At 43.2% G+C, this 17,495-nt stretch carries 14 protein-coding genes and 1 tRNA gene; 9 read left to right on the forward strand and 6 right to left on the reverse strand.

The genetic code is table 11. The features are described from left to right. Positions 1–5: 5 nt before the first annotated feature. The 5 genes from tssI (at position 6) to R7190_RS03915 (ending at position 7,541) form a co-directional block, all read left to right on the forward strand. On the forward strand, positions 6–1,841 hold the full coding sequence (gene tssI / locus R7190_RS03895) for a type VI secretion system tip protein TssI/VgrG (protein WP_186585264.1): 1,836 nt from the start codon (positions 6–8) through the stop codon (positions 1,839–1,841). Between the two features lie 11 nt (positions 1,842–1,852). After that, on the forward strand, positions 1,853–2,143 hold the full coding sequence (locus tag R7190_RS03900) for a PAAR domain-containing protein (protein ID WP_005375969.1): 291 nt from the start codon (positions 1,853–1,855) through the stop codon (positions 2,141–2,143). Further along, positions 2,144–2,983, forward strand: coding sequence for a hypothetical protein (locus R7190_RS03905; RefSeq protein WP_054578967.1), 840 nt, complete (start codon positions 2,144–2,146; stop codon positions 2,981–2,983). It abuts the gene before it with no gap. A 358-nt stretch (positions 2,984–3,341) separates the two neighbouring features. After that, entirely contained in the window at positions 3,342–4,475 is a 1,134-nt protein-coding gene (locus R7190_RS03910; RefSeq protein WP_186585265.1) for an exonuclease SbcCD subunit D, read from the forward strand. Positions 4,476–4,484: 9 nt separating this feature from the next. Beyond that, positions 4,485–7,541, forward strand: a complete 3,057-nt coding sequence (locus tag R7190_RS03915) for an AAA family ATPase (protein ID WP_115386666.1) — start codon at positions 4,485–4,487, stop codon at positions 7,539–7,541. 59 nt (positions 7,542–7,600) lie between these two features. On the opposite strand, the gene R7190_RS03920 is transcribed toward R7190_RS03915, so the two are convergent. Then, positions 7,601–7,981 carry a cystatin domain-containing protein gene (locus tag R7190_RS03920; protein ID WP_005387498.1) on the reverse strand — a complete coding sequence of 127 codons (381 nt, stop codon included), beginning with the start codon at positions 7,979–7,981 and terminating at the stop codon, positions 7,601–7,603. 307 nt (positions 7,982–8,288) lie between these two features. On the opposite strand from R7190_RS03920, the gene R7190_RS03925 reads away from it, so the two are divergent. Further along, positions 8,289–8,822, forward strand: a complete 534-nt coding sequence (locus R7190_RS03925) for a lipocalin family protein (RefSeq protein ID WP_025767720.1) — start codon at positions 8,289–8,291, stop codon at positions 8,820–8,822. A gap of 207 nt (positions 8,823–9,029) precedes the next feature. Here the strand turns inward: R7190_RS03925 and R7190_RS03930 are convergent, their stop codons facing one another. The 5 genes from R7190_RS03930 to R7190_RS03950 form a co-directional block, all read right to left on the reverse strand. After that, entirely contained in the window at positions 9,030–10,025 is a 996-nt protein-coding gene (locus R7190_RS03930) for a succinylglutamate desuccinylase/aspartoacylase family protein (RefSeq protein WP_186585266.1), read from the reverse strand. Between the two features lie 110 nt (positions 10,026–10,135). Continuing rightward, positions 10,136–11,668, reverse strand: coding sequence for a putative basic amino acid antiporter YfcC (gene yfcC, locus R7190_RS03935; protein WP_186585268.1), 1,533 nt, complete (start codon positions 11,666–11,668; stop codon positions 10,136–10,138). 212 nt (positions 11,669–11,880) lie between these two features. Continuing rightward, positions 11,881–12,201 carry a c-type cytochrome gene (locus R7190_RS03940; RefSeq protein ID WP_186585269.1) on the reverse strand — a complete coding sequence of 107 codons (321 nt, stop codon included), beginning with the start codon at positions 12,199–12,201 and terminating at the stop codon, positions 11,881–11,883. A 78-nt stretch (positions 12,202–12,279) separates the two neighbouring features. Further along, complete coding sequence (gene ltaE, locus R7190_RS03945; RefSeq protein WP_186585270.1) at positions 12,280–13,284, reverse strand: low-specificity L-threonine aldolase; 1,005 nt, start codon at positions 13,282–13,284, stop codon at positions 12,280–12,282. Positions 13,285–13,306: 22 nt separating this feature from the next. Further along, on the reverse strand, positions 13,307–13,822 hold the full coding sequence (locus R7190_RS03950) for an NUDIX hydrolase (RefSeq protein WP_186585271.1): 516 nt from the start codon (positions 13,820–13,822) through the stop codon (positions 13,307–13,309). A 269-nt stretch (positions 13,823–14,091) separates the two neighbouring features. Between R7190_RS03950 and R7190_RS03955 the strand changes: the two genes are divergently transcribed. The 3 genes from R7190_RS03955 (at position 14,092) to R7190_RS03965 (ending at position 17,495) form a co-directional block, all read left to right on the forward strand. Further along, positions 14,092–15,753: an ATPase RavA domain-containing protein gene (locus R7190_RS03955; protein WP_132936426.1), complete on the forward strand. Its 1,662-nt coding sequence runs from the start codon at positions 14,092–14,094 to the stop codon at positions 15,751–15,753. Between the two features lie 9 nt (positions 15,754–15,762). Next, complete coding sequence (gene viaA, locus R7190_RS03960; RefSeq protein WP_005375981.1) at positions 15,763–17,217, forward strand: ATPase RavA stimulator ViaA; 1,455 nt, start codon at positions 15,763–15,765, stop codon at positions 17,215–17,217. Positions 17,218–17,421: 204 nt separating this feature from the next. Further along, positions 17,422–17,495: transfer RNA gene (locus R7190_RS03965), tRNA-Cys, on the forward strand.

Consider the following 17,495-nt stretch of genomic DNA (forward strand, 5'->3'; position numbering starts at 1 on the left):
ATTTAATGAAAAGAGCAACTCAAGATAACAATTTCATCCGAATTTCTTCCCCATTCGGTAAAGATGCCATCATACTAAACTCGTTTGAGTATAAAGAAGAGATCTCAGAACTTTTTTCATTGCGTGCTAAAGCTTACTTTAATGATCAACGAAGTGAGTTAAACGAAATTATTGGTAAGGAAGTTACCATTACCCTTGAAAATAATGAGGATGTTTCTTCAAATCCTCGTTATATGCATGGTTACGTTTCTGCTGCAAGATTAGAAGGGAAAAGGGTTTCTAATACACATAAAGGCGAAAATTATAAAAACATAGAATTATTAATAGAGCCTAAATTACGTTTCGCTGAATATCGAAAAAATTGCAGAATATTTCAGCATAAAGATATAAAGGAAATTATCTCTGAAGTACTATCGGAGCATAGTGTTGCCTTTAGTTTTGAGCTAACCAAGTCCTATCCTAAATACACGTACAAAGTACAATATGAAGAATCAGATCTTGAATTTGTTCGACGTCTGTTATCGGAAGAGGGGCTATCATTTTTTTTTACACATACTAAGTCTGCCCATACGCTCAATATTTTTGATGACATCAGTTTTTATAAGCCGGGTACTGAGTTTTTAGTCGATTTTGATACAGGTACGGCGAAATCTAGCCACATTTCTTCTTGGCATGAAACGCAAATTCTGACTACTAAAGCGAGTCAAAAGTCAGGCTATAACATGCTCAAGCCTTCTTCGAATCCTAAAAATACTGCAAAGGGTGAAAGTGATTTTTTTACAGTGCCTGAAAGCGAGTATTTTGAATACATGGGTGAAATGGAGAGCAATGATCAATACGCACTGAGAAACACGCATGCAATAGAAGCACTACAGCAAAATGCATATTTGTGTCGTGGCGAGGCTACGTGCAGAACATTCAGCGTAGGCAAGTGCTTCAAGTTTAAAAAACATGAAGATAAATCTCGAGTTGGCAAAGAATATGTACTGTCTTCTGTTTTTTTGTCTGCTGCTGTTTATAACCAGACTGGTCAAGGTGGCACCGGTGCGCAAGGTGTCAAAGTCTCGTTTAGTTGTGTTGACTCAAAGACAATCCTTCGTCCTTCAGTTAACTATCCGAAACCTCAGATGAAAGGTTTGCAAACTGCAATAGTTACGGGGAACAAAGATGGTGAAATTTACATAGACAAACATGGCCGTATCAAAGTTCAGTTTCACTGGGACCGTGTTGGTAAATACGATGTAAATAGTTCATGTTGGATTCGTGTTGCGCAAAATATCGCAGGTAACGGATGGGGGTCGGTGTTTCACCCTAGAGTCGGACAAGAGGTCATCGTCGAGTTTGTCAACGGAGACCCTGATCAACCAATCGTTACGGGGTCACTATATAACGGTAGTCAACTCCCTCCTTACGCTTTACCAGAGCAAAGTTCTCAGAGTGGTTATAAATCACGCTCTGTACAAAAAGGTACATCCAATTTTAATGAGTTGCGCTTCGATGATAAGCCTGGTGAAGAGCACATTTATCTTCATGCTGAAAAACTGTTCCAAATGCTAGTTGAAGACTGTGTTGATATCGCCGTTGAAAACAGTAAAACCGAAAAAGTGACCAATGATGTTAATCAAGAGGTTGGTCAGAACGCGAGCTTGAAAGTAGGTAAAAACTTTTCGAATGAAACGGGTGAAGTACTGTCTTTTAATGCAGGAAAGAGCGTCGAGATCAAAGTAGGTGGTGCTTCTATTCAGATGTCTAGCTCTGGAGAAATCAATATCAAAGGTAATAAAATATCCATTAACGGCTCAGCTATTGCTCTTAAAGCTGGGCAAATTTCATTGAACTAAGGTGATTTAAAGTGGGTAAACCAGCCGCAATTTTGGGCAGCTTTCATCTTTGCCCTAAAAAAACAGGAAAGATACCGCATGTCGGTGGTCCCGTCGTTGTTGGTTCACCAAACGTAACGATTGGCGGGATACCTGCGGCAAGACAAGGCGACAAGCTTATTTGTATCGGTCCTCCGGATAGTATCTCAGCAGGTTCTTCTAGCGTAACAATCAACGGTAAACCAGCCGCAAGAGTCGGCGATTCAACGTCTCATGGTGGCAAAATTCTATCTGGTATGCCTACGGTTTTAATCGGAGGCTAGATGCCACTCGCATTTCAAACGCATCTTCTATCCTTTAATGGCCGTTCACACACCGTTCGCGAGATAGCTGATGATTCTTTTAGATTGTCCGAGGAAATCCGACCCCCTGACTTTGCTCAATCAATAGATGAGCATATATTAAGCCTCGTGCGCTCTGAGCGCGAGAGTCTTGAGCAAGTTGATATCAAAGGGAATCTCTGTGTTCTTTTACCATCTTCGGTAGACAAAAGCTTGCTTAAAGCATTGATAAGCGAGCTTTCTATTTTCGTTGGCCAAACTGTCAATACTGAAATTTACTTTTATCCTTATGGCCAAGCTGCATTTTTGATGGCACTAAATCGGATAAATCGTGAAGTTAATGAAACGCAAGCGACTTGGATACTGGCTATAGAGGTTACGAGCGATGTAGAAGGGCATGTCAAACCTCAAAGCTCTATCATTTTAACCAAGTGTTTTTTTCGACATTCAGGTCTTGTGCCTGATGTTGTTCGAATTGATTTAGATGCCAAACAACAACGCATCGCCGTGGACAAGGTGTTTAAGCAATTAGGAGTAAGTTGTGAACATCCACTCAGTCAATTGTATTTATCCGTTAATGAGGAAGAGCCGCAATGGTTAAACTCAATGCAATTCTTGTCTCCGTGGGTGACCGATCAAACTCAGTATCAATTTGTTGATATAAAACTTGGCGGATTGGGTGCATGTGGCGGAGTTTTAAAAGCGTTAGTGATTGATGAGCTTCAAAGAAGCAGCCCCTGCCCAGACTTTCACGTTTTGCAAGCCGACATCGAGCCAGATGGCTATGCGGTAGGAGTAATATACAATTGGCGTAGCGAATAGGTCTGGCTATTGCTTTTCCTTCTAGTAGCTGAGGTTTTAGTGATGCAAATGTTATGGGGGATTGACTCGAAACTGGCCCTTTAATGATGTTTGGAGAATGACTAGGCGCAGCTTGCTTTTCAAAATAGCTTTGCTCACCGCGTTTTTACAGTGTTCTTCTCGCTTTCTGATTAAATAGCCAGCCATAGAACACAAACCACATGAAAAGCTGTTCGACTCAAGATATCCTTACCGATATAAAATAACTTGAGTTTTGGCTTGTTCGAGATCCCACCCGTGACGCATTCCTTTTTATAAACGGTACATGGACTCTGACAGAAGCAAGCCTACTCATAGAATTGGCGGAAAGTGAATTCGAATGAAGTTTATCCACACCTCAGATTGGCATCTTGGTCGACAATTCCACAACGTATCACTACTCGAAGATCAACAAGCAGTACTCGAACAACTGATTAACTATATTGAACGCAACCCCGTCGATGCAGTTGTAGTGGCGGGAGATATCTATGACCGTTCGGTGCCACCAACGGTTGCAATAGAACTGTTAGATCGAGTCGTGAAACGCATTTGTACCGAGTTAGAAACACCAATGATATTTATATCTGGCAACCATGATGGTGCAGAAAGGCTAGGTTTCGGCTCAGAGCAAATGAAAAATGCAGGTCTCCATATTGTTAGCAACTTTGAAGATATGCTCACTCCCATCATCATAAAAACGGACTCTGCGGACGAGGTCGCGTTTTATGGTATGCCTTATAACGACCCTGAACAGGTCAGGTTTGCCTACAAAGCCTCGGTATCCACTCATGATGAGGCTCATCAATTGCTTGTTGAGCAAATTAAAGAGCGCTTTATCTCTAAGCAAAAGCGCGTGCTCGTGAGTCACTGTTTTGTTGATGGGGCTATCGAGTCAGACTCTGAACGACCATTATCTATTGGTGGTTCTGATCGCGTGAGTCATGAACACTTCTTAGATTTTGACTACGTCGCACTTGGTCATTTGCATCAGCCTCAAAAGAAAGGCGCAGAGCATATCCGTTACTCTGGCTCTCTCATGAAGTATAGCTTTGGTGAACAGAACCAGAGAAAAGGTTTCACGTTAGTTGAACTGGACAAGAAAGGATTCGTTTCTGCAAAGCATATTGATCTTACGGCTCCTCATGAAATGCGTATTGTAGAGGGCGAGCTGGATAAAGTTATTGAGCAAGGGAAAACAGACCCCAAGAATGAAGATTATTTGTTAGTTCGTTTGATGGATAAACATGCGATTTTAAACCCAATGGAAAAACTTCGTTCAGTGTATCCAAACGTTTTACACCTTGAGAAACCTGGCATGTTAATTGGGGTAGAGCAGGAAATGGCGCAAGCAAAGTTGGCGCGAAGCGAAATTGATATGTTCGGAGATTTTTTTATTGAGGCGCAAGATAGCCAGTTGTCTAAAGAGCAAAAGCAAGCTGTTACTGACATTATTAAGCAATTATCACAGCAATAGGGACCAAAGATGAAACCAATTAAACTAACCATGCAAGCCTTTGGTCCGTTTGCAAAAACTGAAATCATTCATTTTGAGAAGCTTGGCAGTAACCCTCTATTTTTGATTAATGGTCCTACAGGTTCCGGTAAAACGTCGATCTTAGATGCCATTTGCTTCGCCCTTTATGGTGAAACCACAGGTAATGAGCGACAAGGTATTCAGATGCGGTGTGACTTATCCGCGCAAGACTTACCAACCGAAGTAGTTCTCGAATTTTCGTTACACGGCAAACAATACCGAGTTGTTCGATCCCCTGAGCAGGAAGCGCCCAAGGCCCGTGGTGAAGGGATGACGATTAAAAAGCACACTGCGGCTCTTTATGAACTCGGTGAGACTGAAACGCTTATCACCAGCAAGACGACTCAGGTTAAAACTGAAGTTAGCAATATTATTGGCTTGAATGAAACTCAATTTCGTCAAGTTATGGTGTTGCCTCAAGGAAAATTCCGAGAACTGTTGCTTGCTAGCTCTAAAGAGCGTGAAGAAATTTTTGGCCAGCTCTTTCAAACTGACATATATAAAAAAATTGAGTACGCGCTCAAAGATAAAGCGAGTGCAATTAGTAAAGCGAAAGGCGAATTTGATAATCAAATTCGAGGTGCTTTACAAGTTGCAGAAGCGAGTTCTGAACAAGAACTATTACAACAACTGGAACAAGTAACTAAGCAATTAGAGTCTGATAAAAAGAATGAGCAAGCAGCGTTAGATAAGCTCAATACTGCTAAATCTGAATTGCAAAAAGCGGAAACCTTGAATGGAGAGTTTTCGAAACGAGAGCAAGCAGAAAGCGCACTCAAGCTGCATCTAGAACACGCAGATTCGATAAAAGCTCGTCAACAGCAATTAGAAAACGCTAAAAATGCCAATAAGATAGAGTTGCCCTACATCTCATTACAAAATGCAAAAGCTCAAACGCAAGAGCTTAGGCAAAAAATCGTAGCTTTGGAAGAGAGTCTCGAAAAAGCTAATGTCGTTGCGAGAGAACAAGAAAACTTGCAGCAAAGTGCAAAAGAGGCAGCGGCAAAGGTCCCGCAGTTAACGCAACTGCAGTATCAGCTTGAAAGTATGAAAAACAAGTTGGTCGAGAAAGACAATTTGGAAAGTAAAATAACGGCGGGTTATCAACAAAAACAACAATTTGAAGCAACGTTAAAACAGTACATAGAACTAAAAGATAAGTTAACGTTACAGGCCCAGCAGGGACAGAAGGAGCTAGAGAAAGCACGAGTTGATGTTGCGCTTATTGGCAGCATCGATGCGGAAATAAAACAAAAACAACGGCTGTTACAGGATCTACAAAAGCTGCATGATCTTACTTTAGAGCTCTCTAAACTCAATGCGCTAACTGTAGGCAAGCAGCAGTCACTACACGAAGCCAGTCAGCGCTATATGCAGCGTCAACAAGCCGCTGATACGATAGAGCTTAAGTGGCACAACGCTCAAGCGGCAGTATTAGCGCAGCGACTAAAAGCAGGTGAAGCATGCCCGGTGTGTGGTAGCGAAACGCATCCTAACCCCGCAACGTTTGTTGAAGAAGCCGTTACAAAAGAGCAAGTTCAGGCGGCTAGAGCTAAAGAGCGAGAAGCTCAAACCTTGTTGAACCAACTAAGCAATCAGCTAGAACAACATAACGTTGTCATTAGTCAGTATCAGAATCAGTGTAACCAGTTGAAAGAGGAGTTGGGTGAGTATGCTACATCTGAGATCTCGACGGTTCAAAATGATTTGCAAGCGATCAATGCTCAACTCCTACGTCTACAAGCTATTGATATTGAAAAGCTAGAAAAGAACGTTGAACAGCTTAATCAACGCTGCGTCGTGGGTGAAAATAAAATTCATGAGCTGCAGAATAAAATGGCGGCAAATGAATCAACCGTTAAAGCGAACCAAGAACAATTGGCTCAATTACAAGCTTCTATTGACCCAAAATACAGTTCCGCTGACTTGCTTGAACGTGAAATTTTGCTGACAAAAGAGCAAATTCTGAGTTTGAACACAGGCTTAGAAAAGGCGCAAACCGCTTTGCAGCAAGCGATATTGGAGAAATCAAATGCGGAAAGTCACTTAGCGACGAACAAGCAGTGGTTATCTGAGTCAGAGCAAAAACTTAGCCAAGCAGAATTAGCGTGGAATGAGGCACTACAGGCGAGTAAATTTGAGGATGAAAGCCATTATCTAAGTAGTCGAGTGGGAGATGATGAACTTCAAGCCTGGCAGCAAGAAATAGACAGCTTCAAACAGGCACAAACCAAGCTTGAGCAAACACTACATGATTTAAATCATGCATTGAAAGATCTTGAAAGGCCTAATTTAGAGTCGTTTAACGATAGGTTAACCACTCTGCAGGCGCAATATATTGAAGTAAGGAATCAACTTGATACCACACGCTCAATATTTGAACGTCTTGAAAAGGTTCGTAAAGATATTGCCGTGTTGCATGAGAAAAATAGTAAGTTAGAAGAAGAATACAAAGTCTTTGGTACGTTGTACGACGTTGCTAGCGGTAAAACAGGCAGCAGGGTTAGCCTACATCGCTTTGTTCTTGGTGTACTGTTGGATGATGTGCTGATTCAGGCCTCTCAACGCTTAAGCCTTATGAGTAAAGGGCGCTATATTCTTGCTCGAAAAACAGAGGGCTTCAAAGGCGCTGCGGGTCGCGGCTTAGATTTAATGGTTGAAGATGGCTACACAGGAAAAACGCGTGATGTTGCGACACTTTCCGGCGGTGAATCATTTATGGCAGCGCTTGCTCTGGCACTTGGTTTGTCGGATGTTGTGCAATCCTATAGTGGCGGTATCCGTTTAGACACTTTATTTATTGATGAGGGCTTCGGTAGTTTAGACCCAGAGTCTTTAGATCTTGCTATTCAAACGCTAGTGGACCTGCAACAGACTGGGCGCATGATCGGTGTTATTTCTCACGTTTCTGAGCTGAAAGAGCAAATGGCGCAGAGGATTGATGTTGAACCATCAAGACTTGGTTCAACGGTGTCGATTAAATCTCAATGTCGCTTCGCTGTCTAATTCAGTGATTACTGTTAGATCAAAAAGCCCCTATTGTTAGGGGCTTTCTGACTAAGTCGCTACTGTTCGCAAAAGTGGCCTTCTTTTGGCGATTGGGTAATCGCATATTCGCCATCGAGGTTGCGATAAACAATCGTGTTCCAAACAGAGCCATCATCCAATTCAAACTCAATAGCATAGTTGACGCCGCTAACGATTTGCGCGTGAACATTCAGTATTTGTTTAAACGACGCTATTGTGTCCATTTTCTTTAAAACAAAGGCCATTGCCTTTTGTGCATCAGGGGTCGCGTTAAACTCATTCCACCCACCTGGCATGTTTCCTTGTGCATTACATACATCTGCCGAGGTCGTTAATTGTGTCGTTTCGCTCGGCTTTTCCTGCTGACAACCTGCAAGTAACACCAAAAGTGCACAAACTGACACTGTTTTTAATTTCATAACAATAACCTCTGTCTATAACGCAACGTATTATAGGAGGGTGATATGCCTACGAATGTCTATGTTGTGCAAAGTTTCTATATGCATAGGGTTAAATGCTGACAAAATGTACAAGCATGGTCAGCTTGTAAGTCAAAAATAGAGCAATCTTGTTATCGATTTGCTGAGATGACGAGGTTTCGGTGTTCAGCGCGCTATTGATGATGAAGAATTGTGATGTGTACCTATGAGGGCGATGGTGCGGCTTAGTGATCGATTTGTTATCTTCTAGAGTAAAATCAATCACTAATTAAAATTTAGGTGTTGTATGAAATCGATAAAAATATTTTTACTTTTGTCACTTGCAACTTTATTTGGTTGTACCTCGAAGCCGGATGGGGTGGAACCCGTGAATAATTTCGATTTAGAGCCATATCTAGGTAAGTGGTATGAGATTGCACGCCTAGACCATTCATTTGAGCGAGGCTTATCCAACGTTACCGCTGAGTATCAGGTTCGTGAGGATGGCGGGGTCAAGGTGATAAACCGTGGATATTCCGAAGAAGAGCGACAGTGGTCAGAAGCTGAAGGCAAAGCTTATTTTGTTGAAGATGAAACGGTGGGACACTTAAAGGTTTCCTTTTTTGGGCCAATATACTCTTCTTACATTGTGTTTGAGCTAGGTGAAAACTATGACTATGCGTTTGTCTCAGGTTACAACCACGACTACTTGTGGCTATTGTCTAGAACTCCTAATGTTGATGAGAAAGTAGTGGAGCGCTTTAAGTACGTAGCTAAAGAGAAAGGTTTCGCTATCGACGAGCTCATTTTTGTTGAACAAGAGAAACAACGGCAGCTTTAAGTTCATCAGCGTGGCTGAAAAAGCGGACAGAGGGGAAGCTTCCTAATTAAGAGCTCAGTTTGTCATTTCGCTTAACAGTAATTTGTTACGGCGTAACTTAATGTGGTCAAAATGGATATAGCCCCATCATTTGTGATTACTCGTGATGGGGCTTATATAAATTTGAGTGAGCGTCGAAAGGTTGCTCTATCAACAAACGGTTATGGTTTACTTAATCAAACGAACGATCAGGGAACCTGGTGCTCGAATAGATTCAACATTGTGGCTAAGTACTGTGCCGCTTGTTGGGGCGGTGTAGCGTTTAATCTCAGCGCCAAAGCTGTCGTATTGAATCGCAAGAAGTTGACCTTGCTCGACAAAATCCATCAAACTGACATGAGGCAGTACAAAGCCGCCGTGTGTCGCTTTCACACTGATGATTTCGTTTCCTTCCAAGCATGACGTAATAGGGTCCATATCACCTTCAACAATGTTATGCTTTTTCAGCACATTAAAAATGCCTGTTACAGTTCGACTGATAAGTTCTCGCTCGGTGTATCGCCCCATACCTACTTCAACAGTAATGCTTGGGACACCATGGTTATTCCAGACCGTTTCAAGGACGCCAGCATCTCCAGGATCATTTAAAATCGCATCAGGATTAATGAGGCGAGCCATTTCTAATGATTGCTCGATTCGGAAATCTGCAAACACGTAAAGTGGATAGGCAGCACCACTGGTTTGAGTGTGAACGTCAATGGCTAAATCAGCATTTGGCTTGAGCAAATCATTCCACAATGCATATAAGTAACGTTGGGCCTCATTGCCGTTTTGGTCACCAGGAAAAAAGCGGTTTAAGTTTGCAGGAGACGCATCAGGGTCTGCGGAATAGAAATCGCGGCTGTGGTTTAGCATACCAGGCATGTTAATGGTTGGAACAATAGTGACAGTACCAGCGACTTCAGTGCCGATGAGCTCTCGAGCAGTTTTCTGCGCTGCTAACACACCATTGTACTCATCACCATGAACCCCTGCGGTAATCATGATCTTCTTGCCAGGTTTTTCACCTTTGAACACTAGCACAGGTAGGTGTTGCCACTGAGAGAGAGCATTCGTTGCGATGCGAAACCAAAACTTATGCTCGCCCGAATTTAGGTCTGCTACATTGAGAGATTGAATCACTTGATGACCTTGAATCACGTCATCGAGAAATTGTGTTGCCATTAAAGTTACCACTCCAAAACCATAAGCTAATCTAAAACCTTAGCGTCGTCATACGATGAATATTAATAAGGCGAGAACATGTCTCGCCTTAATTACCAATTGGTTTCGTTTTACGCAAAACCCATAATATGAGCTGCGATAACGACGATACTTGATAGGGTAAAGAGTAATAGAATAAATCGCCAGCAGAATTTTGCCCAGTCACCCCAGTCGATACGGCAGACACCAAGCGTTGCCATGAGAGATGCCGAAGTAGGGACGATAACGTTAGTAAAGCCATCGCCTAGTTGGAATGACAAAACTGCCACTTGGCGCGTAACTCCTGCAATGTCTGCCAGAGGGGCCAGTAGAGGCATCGTTAGTGCCGCTTGTCCAGAGCCCGAAGTGACGAAGAAGTTGAAGATAGATTGGAATACATACATTAACCATGCCGCAGCCACGTCAGGAAGCCCACTGATCACGCCGCCAGCACTGTTTAGAATTGAATTCAGTACACTCGCTTCATCAGTTGTACCACCACCAAGGATCAACAATACACCTTTTGCACAACCCACTAATAGGGCAGGTGCAAGCATAATAGCTGCACCTTCTTTAAATGCATCAGCTGCGCAGTTTAGCGCCATACCGTTCAGGCGAAAAATCGTACCGATGATCGCGACAACAAAGCCCATAGTGAAAAATTGAGAAGCGATTTCTGGGATGTACCATGCGTTAGCGACTACGCCCCAAACGACCCACACCGTGGTCGCAATAACCGTAAGGATAACGAGTGTGTCACCTAGGTTCCAACGAGAATCTTGATTGCCAAGCTCTTGCTGACGGAAATACTGGTCTGTGCGATGGCTGTAAGAAAGTTTAGGATTTGACTTCACACGAGCGGCGTAGATCATTGTGAAAGCGATACCGATTAACGTAAAGCCAGCCCATAACCCCATGCGCACTGTCATGCCGGATAAAACAGGTACACCCGCAATGCCTTGCGCAATAGCGACGGAAAAAGGGTTCATCCAAGAAGTAGCGAAGCCAATTTGAGTCGCAACATAGGTAACCATCACCGTAGTGATACCATCATAACCAAGGCGAACCATAAGCGGCGCGATAATAATCGCAAATGCTACGGCTTCTTCACCCATACCAAATACCGCACCGCCTAGCGAAAACAGCAAAAATAGCACTGGAATGAATAGCACTTCGTTACCTTTGGTCTTATCGATAAGGCGCAGGATACCGTTATCGATTGTGCCTGTGCGCATTACAACGCCGAAAGCACCGCCGATAACCAACATGAACATAATCACGCCGATTGCGCTGCCCCATTTAGAGCCAGAAACTAGCCCTTCGAAAGGGAAGTTCATCAAACCAATGCCACCACCAGAAGCAAACAGGCCAACCTTGTTGTAAACCAGTTCACCGTTTTCGTCGGTTGCATAAGAGAAAGAAGAAGGATCGATAACTGTGCGAGTTTTTTCTGCACCGTCGACCATGTAGGTCACCTGTTGGCTATCAAAATGACCAGCAGGAATTAAGTAGGTAAGAATCGCAGCAAGAATACCAACAATGAAGATCAAAATGAGGGTATCTGGCATCTGCCACGACTTAGGGGTAGCAACCGAGTCTGCTGGTTGCGCATGTGTGTGAGACATAACTTACTTCACGTCAAATTCAATAAAGCATGAAATATCGATAAAATAGAATAAAAAGTCAATATTAATGCTTATGTTGAACTATAAATTCATCAAATATTTGAAGTGAAGTTAATTTGATTGTTTTGTGGTCAAATGTTGGGTTAATGTTTCAATATGCGTTGAGTTTGGATGATTCACGAGCTTTCATAGTACATCTACAGGTGATCTAATCACTTGATTTCTGTCTGTTCTGCATAAAAAGCAGCGACATCACGAAGGTCTTCATCATTTAACATTTTTAACTGTGCTGCCATCATTTCTGCAAGTGGCCCTTTACGCTCACCGGCTTGATAAGATTTCATTGCATTGTAAAGGTACTGAGCATTTTGACCAGCAAGGCTTGGATAGGTGTTGTTCGTTGCGATGCCTTTAACACCGTGACAATAGACACAGCTAGGTGATTTGATTTTACCTTTATCAGCATCACCAAACGGCTCGGCATGGATAGCGGAAGAGAAAATAAAAGAGATTAGAAGTACAAATCTGAGCATGGAGGTTATCTATTCGCTAAAAATCATGCCGATACAATAAAGCTTCCCCTTAGGGGAAGCTCAATGATCAAAATCAAATCAAAGTAGAGATTTTATACTTGATAAGAAAGTGTCGATGTCTTTCGCTGAAATATCTTTATGAGTTACAAAACGAATTGGATTTCCAGGGGTTATCGTGATGTTTTGTTCCTTTAGTTTCGCAGCGATACTTACTATGTCCACTTGAGGATCAAGCTTCGCGAACACGATGTTTGTTTGAACAAATTCAGCGTTGACTGAAAAACCAGGCAGTTCTGCTAAACCTTCCGCTAAGGTTTTTGCGTTGATGTGATCTTGTTTTAGCTGTTCCACTTGTTCGGTAAGGGCAAGTTTGCCTGCTGCGGCAAGAATACCCGCTTGACGCATACCACCGCCGACCATCTTTCTTAAGCGACGTGCTTTTGCGATGTAGTCTTTGCTACCAAGCAGTAGCGAGCCAACAGGGGCAGCCAGACCTTTCGACAGACAGATCGTCATTGAATCAAAGTACTGACCGATCTCTTTTACCGGAACATCAAGTGCAACGGCTGCATTAAAAACGCGAGCGCCATCTAGATGCATCTGCAAGTTATGTTTATTCACGAAGTCACGTGCTTCTGCTAAGTAAGACAGAGGTAGTACTTTACCATTAATTGTGTTTTCTAAGCTGAGAAGCTTAGTGCGAGCAAAGTGACAATCATCTGGTTTAATCGCAGCAGCCAGTTTATCAAATGGTAGCGTGCCATCTGGGTTATTTTCGACTGGTTGAGGTTGAATTGATCCCAAAACCGCCGCGCCACCAGCTTCGTATTTGTAGTTATGTGCTTGTTGCCCACATAGATATTCATCTCCCCGCTCGCAATGCGCCATTAAACCGAGCAGATTGGCTTGAGTGCCTGAAGTGGTAAACAAAGCTGCTTCGAAACCAGCAAGCTGCGCAGCAAATTTTTCAAGCTCATTGACCGTAGGGTCATCACCATAAACATCATCCCCAACGGGGGCCTTAAACATGGCTTCTCGCATGGCTTGGGTGGGCTGTGTAACGGTATCTGATCGAAAATCCATGAATGTCTCCTTGGTCAAAGTCCTAAATATATCCGCAAAGGCGCGCTTTGCTTAAGCAAGCGATCGTTTTGGCATCGGTGATCGTGCCATCGACAATCTTTTCTTCGAGTTGCTTGATTGACAAGGTGACGACCTCAATCACTTCGTCTTCATCGCACTCGTAACGGTTTGTTTTGTTGAGCTTTTCGGCAACAAATAGATACTGTATCTCATCACAAAATCCGGCAAGAGGGGTGACTTGGCCGAGAGACGTGAATTTCTCTGCACTAAACCCAGTTTCTTCCTCTAACTCTCTTTTGGCGCAGCAGAGCGGCTCTTCGTTGCCTTCCCTGGTACCAGCAGGAAGTTCCAATAGCCATTTATTAAGTGAAGGCCGAAATTGGTGGACAAGGACAACCTCACCCTCCGCTGTAATAGGGAGAATCACTGCAGCGCCCGGATGATGGATTGTAGTGTGCGTAATTGCCTGTCCTGTAGGAAGCATAACGTCTTCTTCAATCAGAGAAATTTGCTTCCATTTATGAATTATCTTGCTCATGCAGTTATGAACCCTAGCTGTTACCGCATTTTTGACGTTTTTCGACATTAACCACAAATGGTGGGAAACAAAAGCAAAAAATACTGCAACACGACGAAAGCGTTTGCACTTTAAGTGAGCAATGTCTCATAAATGGAAACTTTGATTGCTTCGTCAAGAAGGGGAAAAGCATCTGCTATAAGGGGAATTCGACAAAATACATTTGTAACAAAGTTATAACAAGTGTATAAAAATGTTAACGCAATACCACTTCAGCAGCCGGAGAACGTATGACACAAACCTTATTTGCCTCAAATGCCGAAAAAGCGCTTCTCTCAGAACGCATCAATAAATTGGCGAAAGCGTTAACGGATGGCGTTTATGAGCGTGAACATACGATCAAGCTCTGCCTTCTTGCTGCACTTGCTGGTGAAAGTGTTTTTCTTTTAGGTCCGCCTGGTATTGCAAAAAGCTTAATTGCCAAACGACTCATCCAAGCGTTCGATAACAGCAGTTACTTCGAATACCTGATGACGCGCTTCTCAACCCCTGAAGAGGTGTTTGGGCCACTGAGTATCCAAGAGCTAAAAGACAACGGCCGTTATGTTCGCTTAACTAAAGGGTATTTGCCAACTGCACAAGTCGTATTTTTGGATGAAATCTGGAAGGCGGGCCCTGCAATTCTTAATACATTGCTCACAGTGGTTAATGAGAAAACATTCAAAAATGGTAGTGATATCGAGCGTGTGCCAATGCGCTTGTTGGTATCGGCTTCCAATGAATTACCCGATGAAGATAGTGGATTGGATGCGCTCTACGACCGCATGTTGGTACGTGTGTTTGTGAATCGAATTCAGAATAAACAAAACTTTAAGTCGATGTTGACTGTGGGCACATCGCAAGAGGCACAAGTACCAGAAGGCCTAGCGATAACTGATGAAGAATATCATCAATGGCAACAACAGCTCGACAAATTGACGCTAACCGACAATGCATTCGAAAAGCTTTTCCAGCTTAAAACGATGTTAGAAAGCAAAGTTGAAGCTCAGTTTGGTGATGTGGCCAATACCGACATGTATGTCTCTGACCGCCGCTGGAAGAAAGCCGTGAAGTTGTTAAAAGCGAGCGCGTTTTTTAATGGTCGCGATGGAATAAATCCGCTTGACCTTCTACTGTTGCAAGATTGTTTATGGAACAGTCCTGAATCGCGAGATGTGGTACGTGAAGTGGTTCAAGAGTTCGCCTTAAAACATGCATTTGATCAACAAGACGCGGAGCAGGAAATTGAGTACTGCCGTGAGTCTTTGGTTGATGTTCAACATGAACTTGAAGATGCCTACCGCATGACGTTAACGTCTGAAGCGGCAACGGGTATTTTGCGTAAAGAAACCATGCGCTTTGATACCTCTAAAGCCAAGATGTACAAAGTTGGCGCAGCCGTTAACTTAGTTAAATTGGTTGTCTTGCAAAGCAACATGTCGGTTTCAGAATCAGAAAAAGGTGATAGCCGCTGGGTTTATGTACCCAAAGATGAGTTAGATCGAGTCATTAAAGAGGGAAGCGGTGATGTGTATGGTTACGTCAATCAAAACACCAACATGTGCCGTTTACGATTTGACGTTGACGCGGCGAACAACCTAGTTATCCGTGATATCGCGAACCGAGGCATTCTGGTTAGTCTAGTGACTCAAGAGGGCTTGGATGTAGAGCTTTACCAAAAGTGGTTAACGCAGAGCGAAAAAGCCGTAAATCAGCTTAGTGAGGCAGAACACCATATGCGTAAGGTGAAAGCGAACTTTCATGATGCGCTTCCGCATAGCTTTGTTGATCCTGAACTACCCCGCCTAATGGAGTCGAGTCTGCAACAGGTCAGTCAGAGACTTGAATCAATCCAAGCAGAAAGTGAAAAAGTTATCCAACGCTTTAAAAACTTAAATCAGTTTTTCTCATAAGGAGACGACATGCTAGGTGCAGACGGACTTAACCTCGCGCTGATGGTGGCCGACTCCGGCATCATCGATAGCGCAGTTAATGATTTGATGGCTCGTTCACAAGTCATGATGATGGCAGAAAACCGAGGTGTTAAATCTTCGGTCAAAGGTCACTTGTTAAAGTGGCGAGGCAGCGTCAAAAAACGGATCACCAAGGTATGTGAGACAGAGCGTTTCCAACAAGAGCTGTCTTTATATCAAGAGGTTATTCATTGGGATGAAGAGGCGTTTTTTGAAAACATCGAAGATGTGATTAAAAAGCTGGAATGGCACTCTGCGTTTTACATGCAAGCTCGCCGAATGATGGAAAAGAACAAAGGGATGAATAACCCTATGTTCCCTCATTACTTTTGTGATCAATGGTACAAAAGCCTCACCGATGCTATAAAACAAGCGCAAGTAAGCGAGCTTGAAGCCAATAAAGAAAAGGTGCTGAATGACCTGTATCAACGTATGGAAACCATGCGTAATATGGATAAAGTCACGGAGTCGGGTGACGCTGAAAGTGTAGGGCGCCTGTGGGATATGGCATCTGCCAAGTTGAGTAAAACAGACTTAACGGTGATGAAACGCCATGCTGAGTTTCTGAAGAAGCACCAAGGCTTGCAAGAAATTGCGGAGCAACTCGGTCGTATGGCGGGGCAAGTAAATGATCCTGAACTAAATCGTGCGCCCACTGAAGAACTTCAATTGGTCGAAGAGAAAAGTGATGAGGCGACGGATGATATTGTCGGTATTCACGAAAGCGATGATCTAAATAAGCTACTTCCCAACGAAACGATGTTTTTGGCGTATCCTGAACTTGAAGTTGTGTTCTATAAACACTTAGTTGATAAACGGCTCATGAACTATCGTACACAAGGCAAATCGCGCACGTTACGTAAAGTTAAAGCTCACCGACCTGACCATAAAGCGGTAGATATCGAAAAAGGCCCCTTCATTGTTTGTGTGGACGCGTCCGGTTCCATGAGTGGCTTTCCTGAGCAATGCGCCAAAGCCATGGCTTATGCTCTGATGCAAATCGCACTAGCGGAGCAACGTGATTGCTATGTCATTATTTTTTCTACGGAACACATTACCTACGAACTAACCAAACAAGATGGTCTGCGCGAGGCGGCGGACTTTCTAACTTATAGCTTCCATGGTGGTACAGACTTAGAGCCAACTTTGATTAAATCTATCGACTTGATGAGCGGTGATAAATATAAAAACGCAGACATGGTAGTCATTTCCGACTTTATCGCGCCAAAACAACAAGACGAGTTACTGGCCAAAGTGGATGCGCTCAAAGCGAAGAAAAACCGTTTTCACGCGATTAGCTTATCGAAATACGGAAATCCTGCATTAATGTCGATGTTTGATCACACTTGGTCTTATCACCCTAATGTTGTGGGAAGATTGCTAAAAAGGGTCAGCAACTATTAAACGCCTTAATGTTTCATGGGACAAAACGAACTGAAAGCGAGATTTATATTGCTTCGTTTTAAGCCAATAAGATCGAACTTTGGTCGAATTGACTTAAAAGAAATCAAACGAACAGAAAATGAAATGTTTTTGTTTGACTATCTTCTCTCAATCCGTAAAGTAGCCACCAACGCAACGGGGTAGAGCCCTGAAGCGTAATAAAAAGGCGCCTTGGCAGAGTGGCTATGCAGCGGATTGCAAATCCGTGGACCTCGGTTCGACTCCGGGAGGCGCCTCCA

This window comes from Vibrio sp. 1078-1, from assembly GCF_033340475.1.

Excerpts from the sequence above, each read along its gene's own strand:
- R7190_RS03950 (WP_186585271.1), bottom strand. The coding sequence starts at position 13,822 with ATGAGCAAGATAATTCATAAATGGAAGCAAATTTCTCTGATTGAAGAA.
- R7190_RS03910 (WP_186585265.1), top strand. The coding sequence starts at position 3,342 with ATGAAGTTTATCCACACCTCAGATTGGCATCTTGGTCGACAATTCCAC.
- R7190_RS03925 (WP_025767720.1), top strand. The coding sequence starts at position 8,289 with ATGAAATCGATAAAAATATTTTTACTTTTGTCACTTGCAACTTTATTT.
- R7190_RS03915 (WP_115386666.1), top strand. The coding sequence starts at position 4,485 with ATGAAACCAATTAAACTAACCATGCAAGCCTTTGGTCCGTTTGCAAAA.
- R7190_RS03940 (WP_186585269.1), bottom strand. The coding sequence starts at position 12,201 with ATGCTCAGATTTGTACTTCTAATCTCTTTTATTTTCTCTTCCGCTATC.
- R7190_RS03920 (WP_005387498.1), bottom strand. The coding sequence starts at position 7,981 with ATGAAATTAAAAACAGTGTCAGTTTGTGCACTTTTGGTGTTACTTGCA.
- R7190_RS03955 (WP_132936426.1), top strand. The coding sequence starts at position 14,092 with ATGACACAAACCTTATTTGCCTCAAATGCCGAAAAAGCGCTTCTCTCA.
- tssI (WP_186585264.1), top strand. The coding sequence starts at position 6 with ATGAAAAGAGCAACTCAAGATAACAATTTCATCCGAATTTCTTCCCCA.
- yfcC (WP_186585268.1), bottom strand. The coding sequence starts at position 11,668 with ATGTCTCACACACATGCGCAACCAGCAGACTCGGTTGCTACCCCTAAG.
- ltaE (WP_186585270.1), bottom strand. The coding sequence starts at position 13,284 with ATGGATTTTCGATCAGATACCGTTACACAGCCCACCCAAGCCATGCGA.
- R7190_RS03905 (WP_054578967.1), top strand. The coding sequence starts at position 2,144 with ATGCCACTCGCATTTCAAACGCATCTTCTATCCTTTAATGGCCGTTCA.
- R7190_RS03930 (WP_186585266.1), bottom strand. The coding sequence starts at position 10,025 with ATGGCAACACAATTTCTCGATGACGTGATTCAAGGTCATCAAGTGATT.
- viaA (WP_005375981.1), top strand. The coding sequence starts at position 15,763 with ATGCTAGGTGCAGACGGACTTAACCTCGCGCTGATGGTGGCCGACTCC.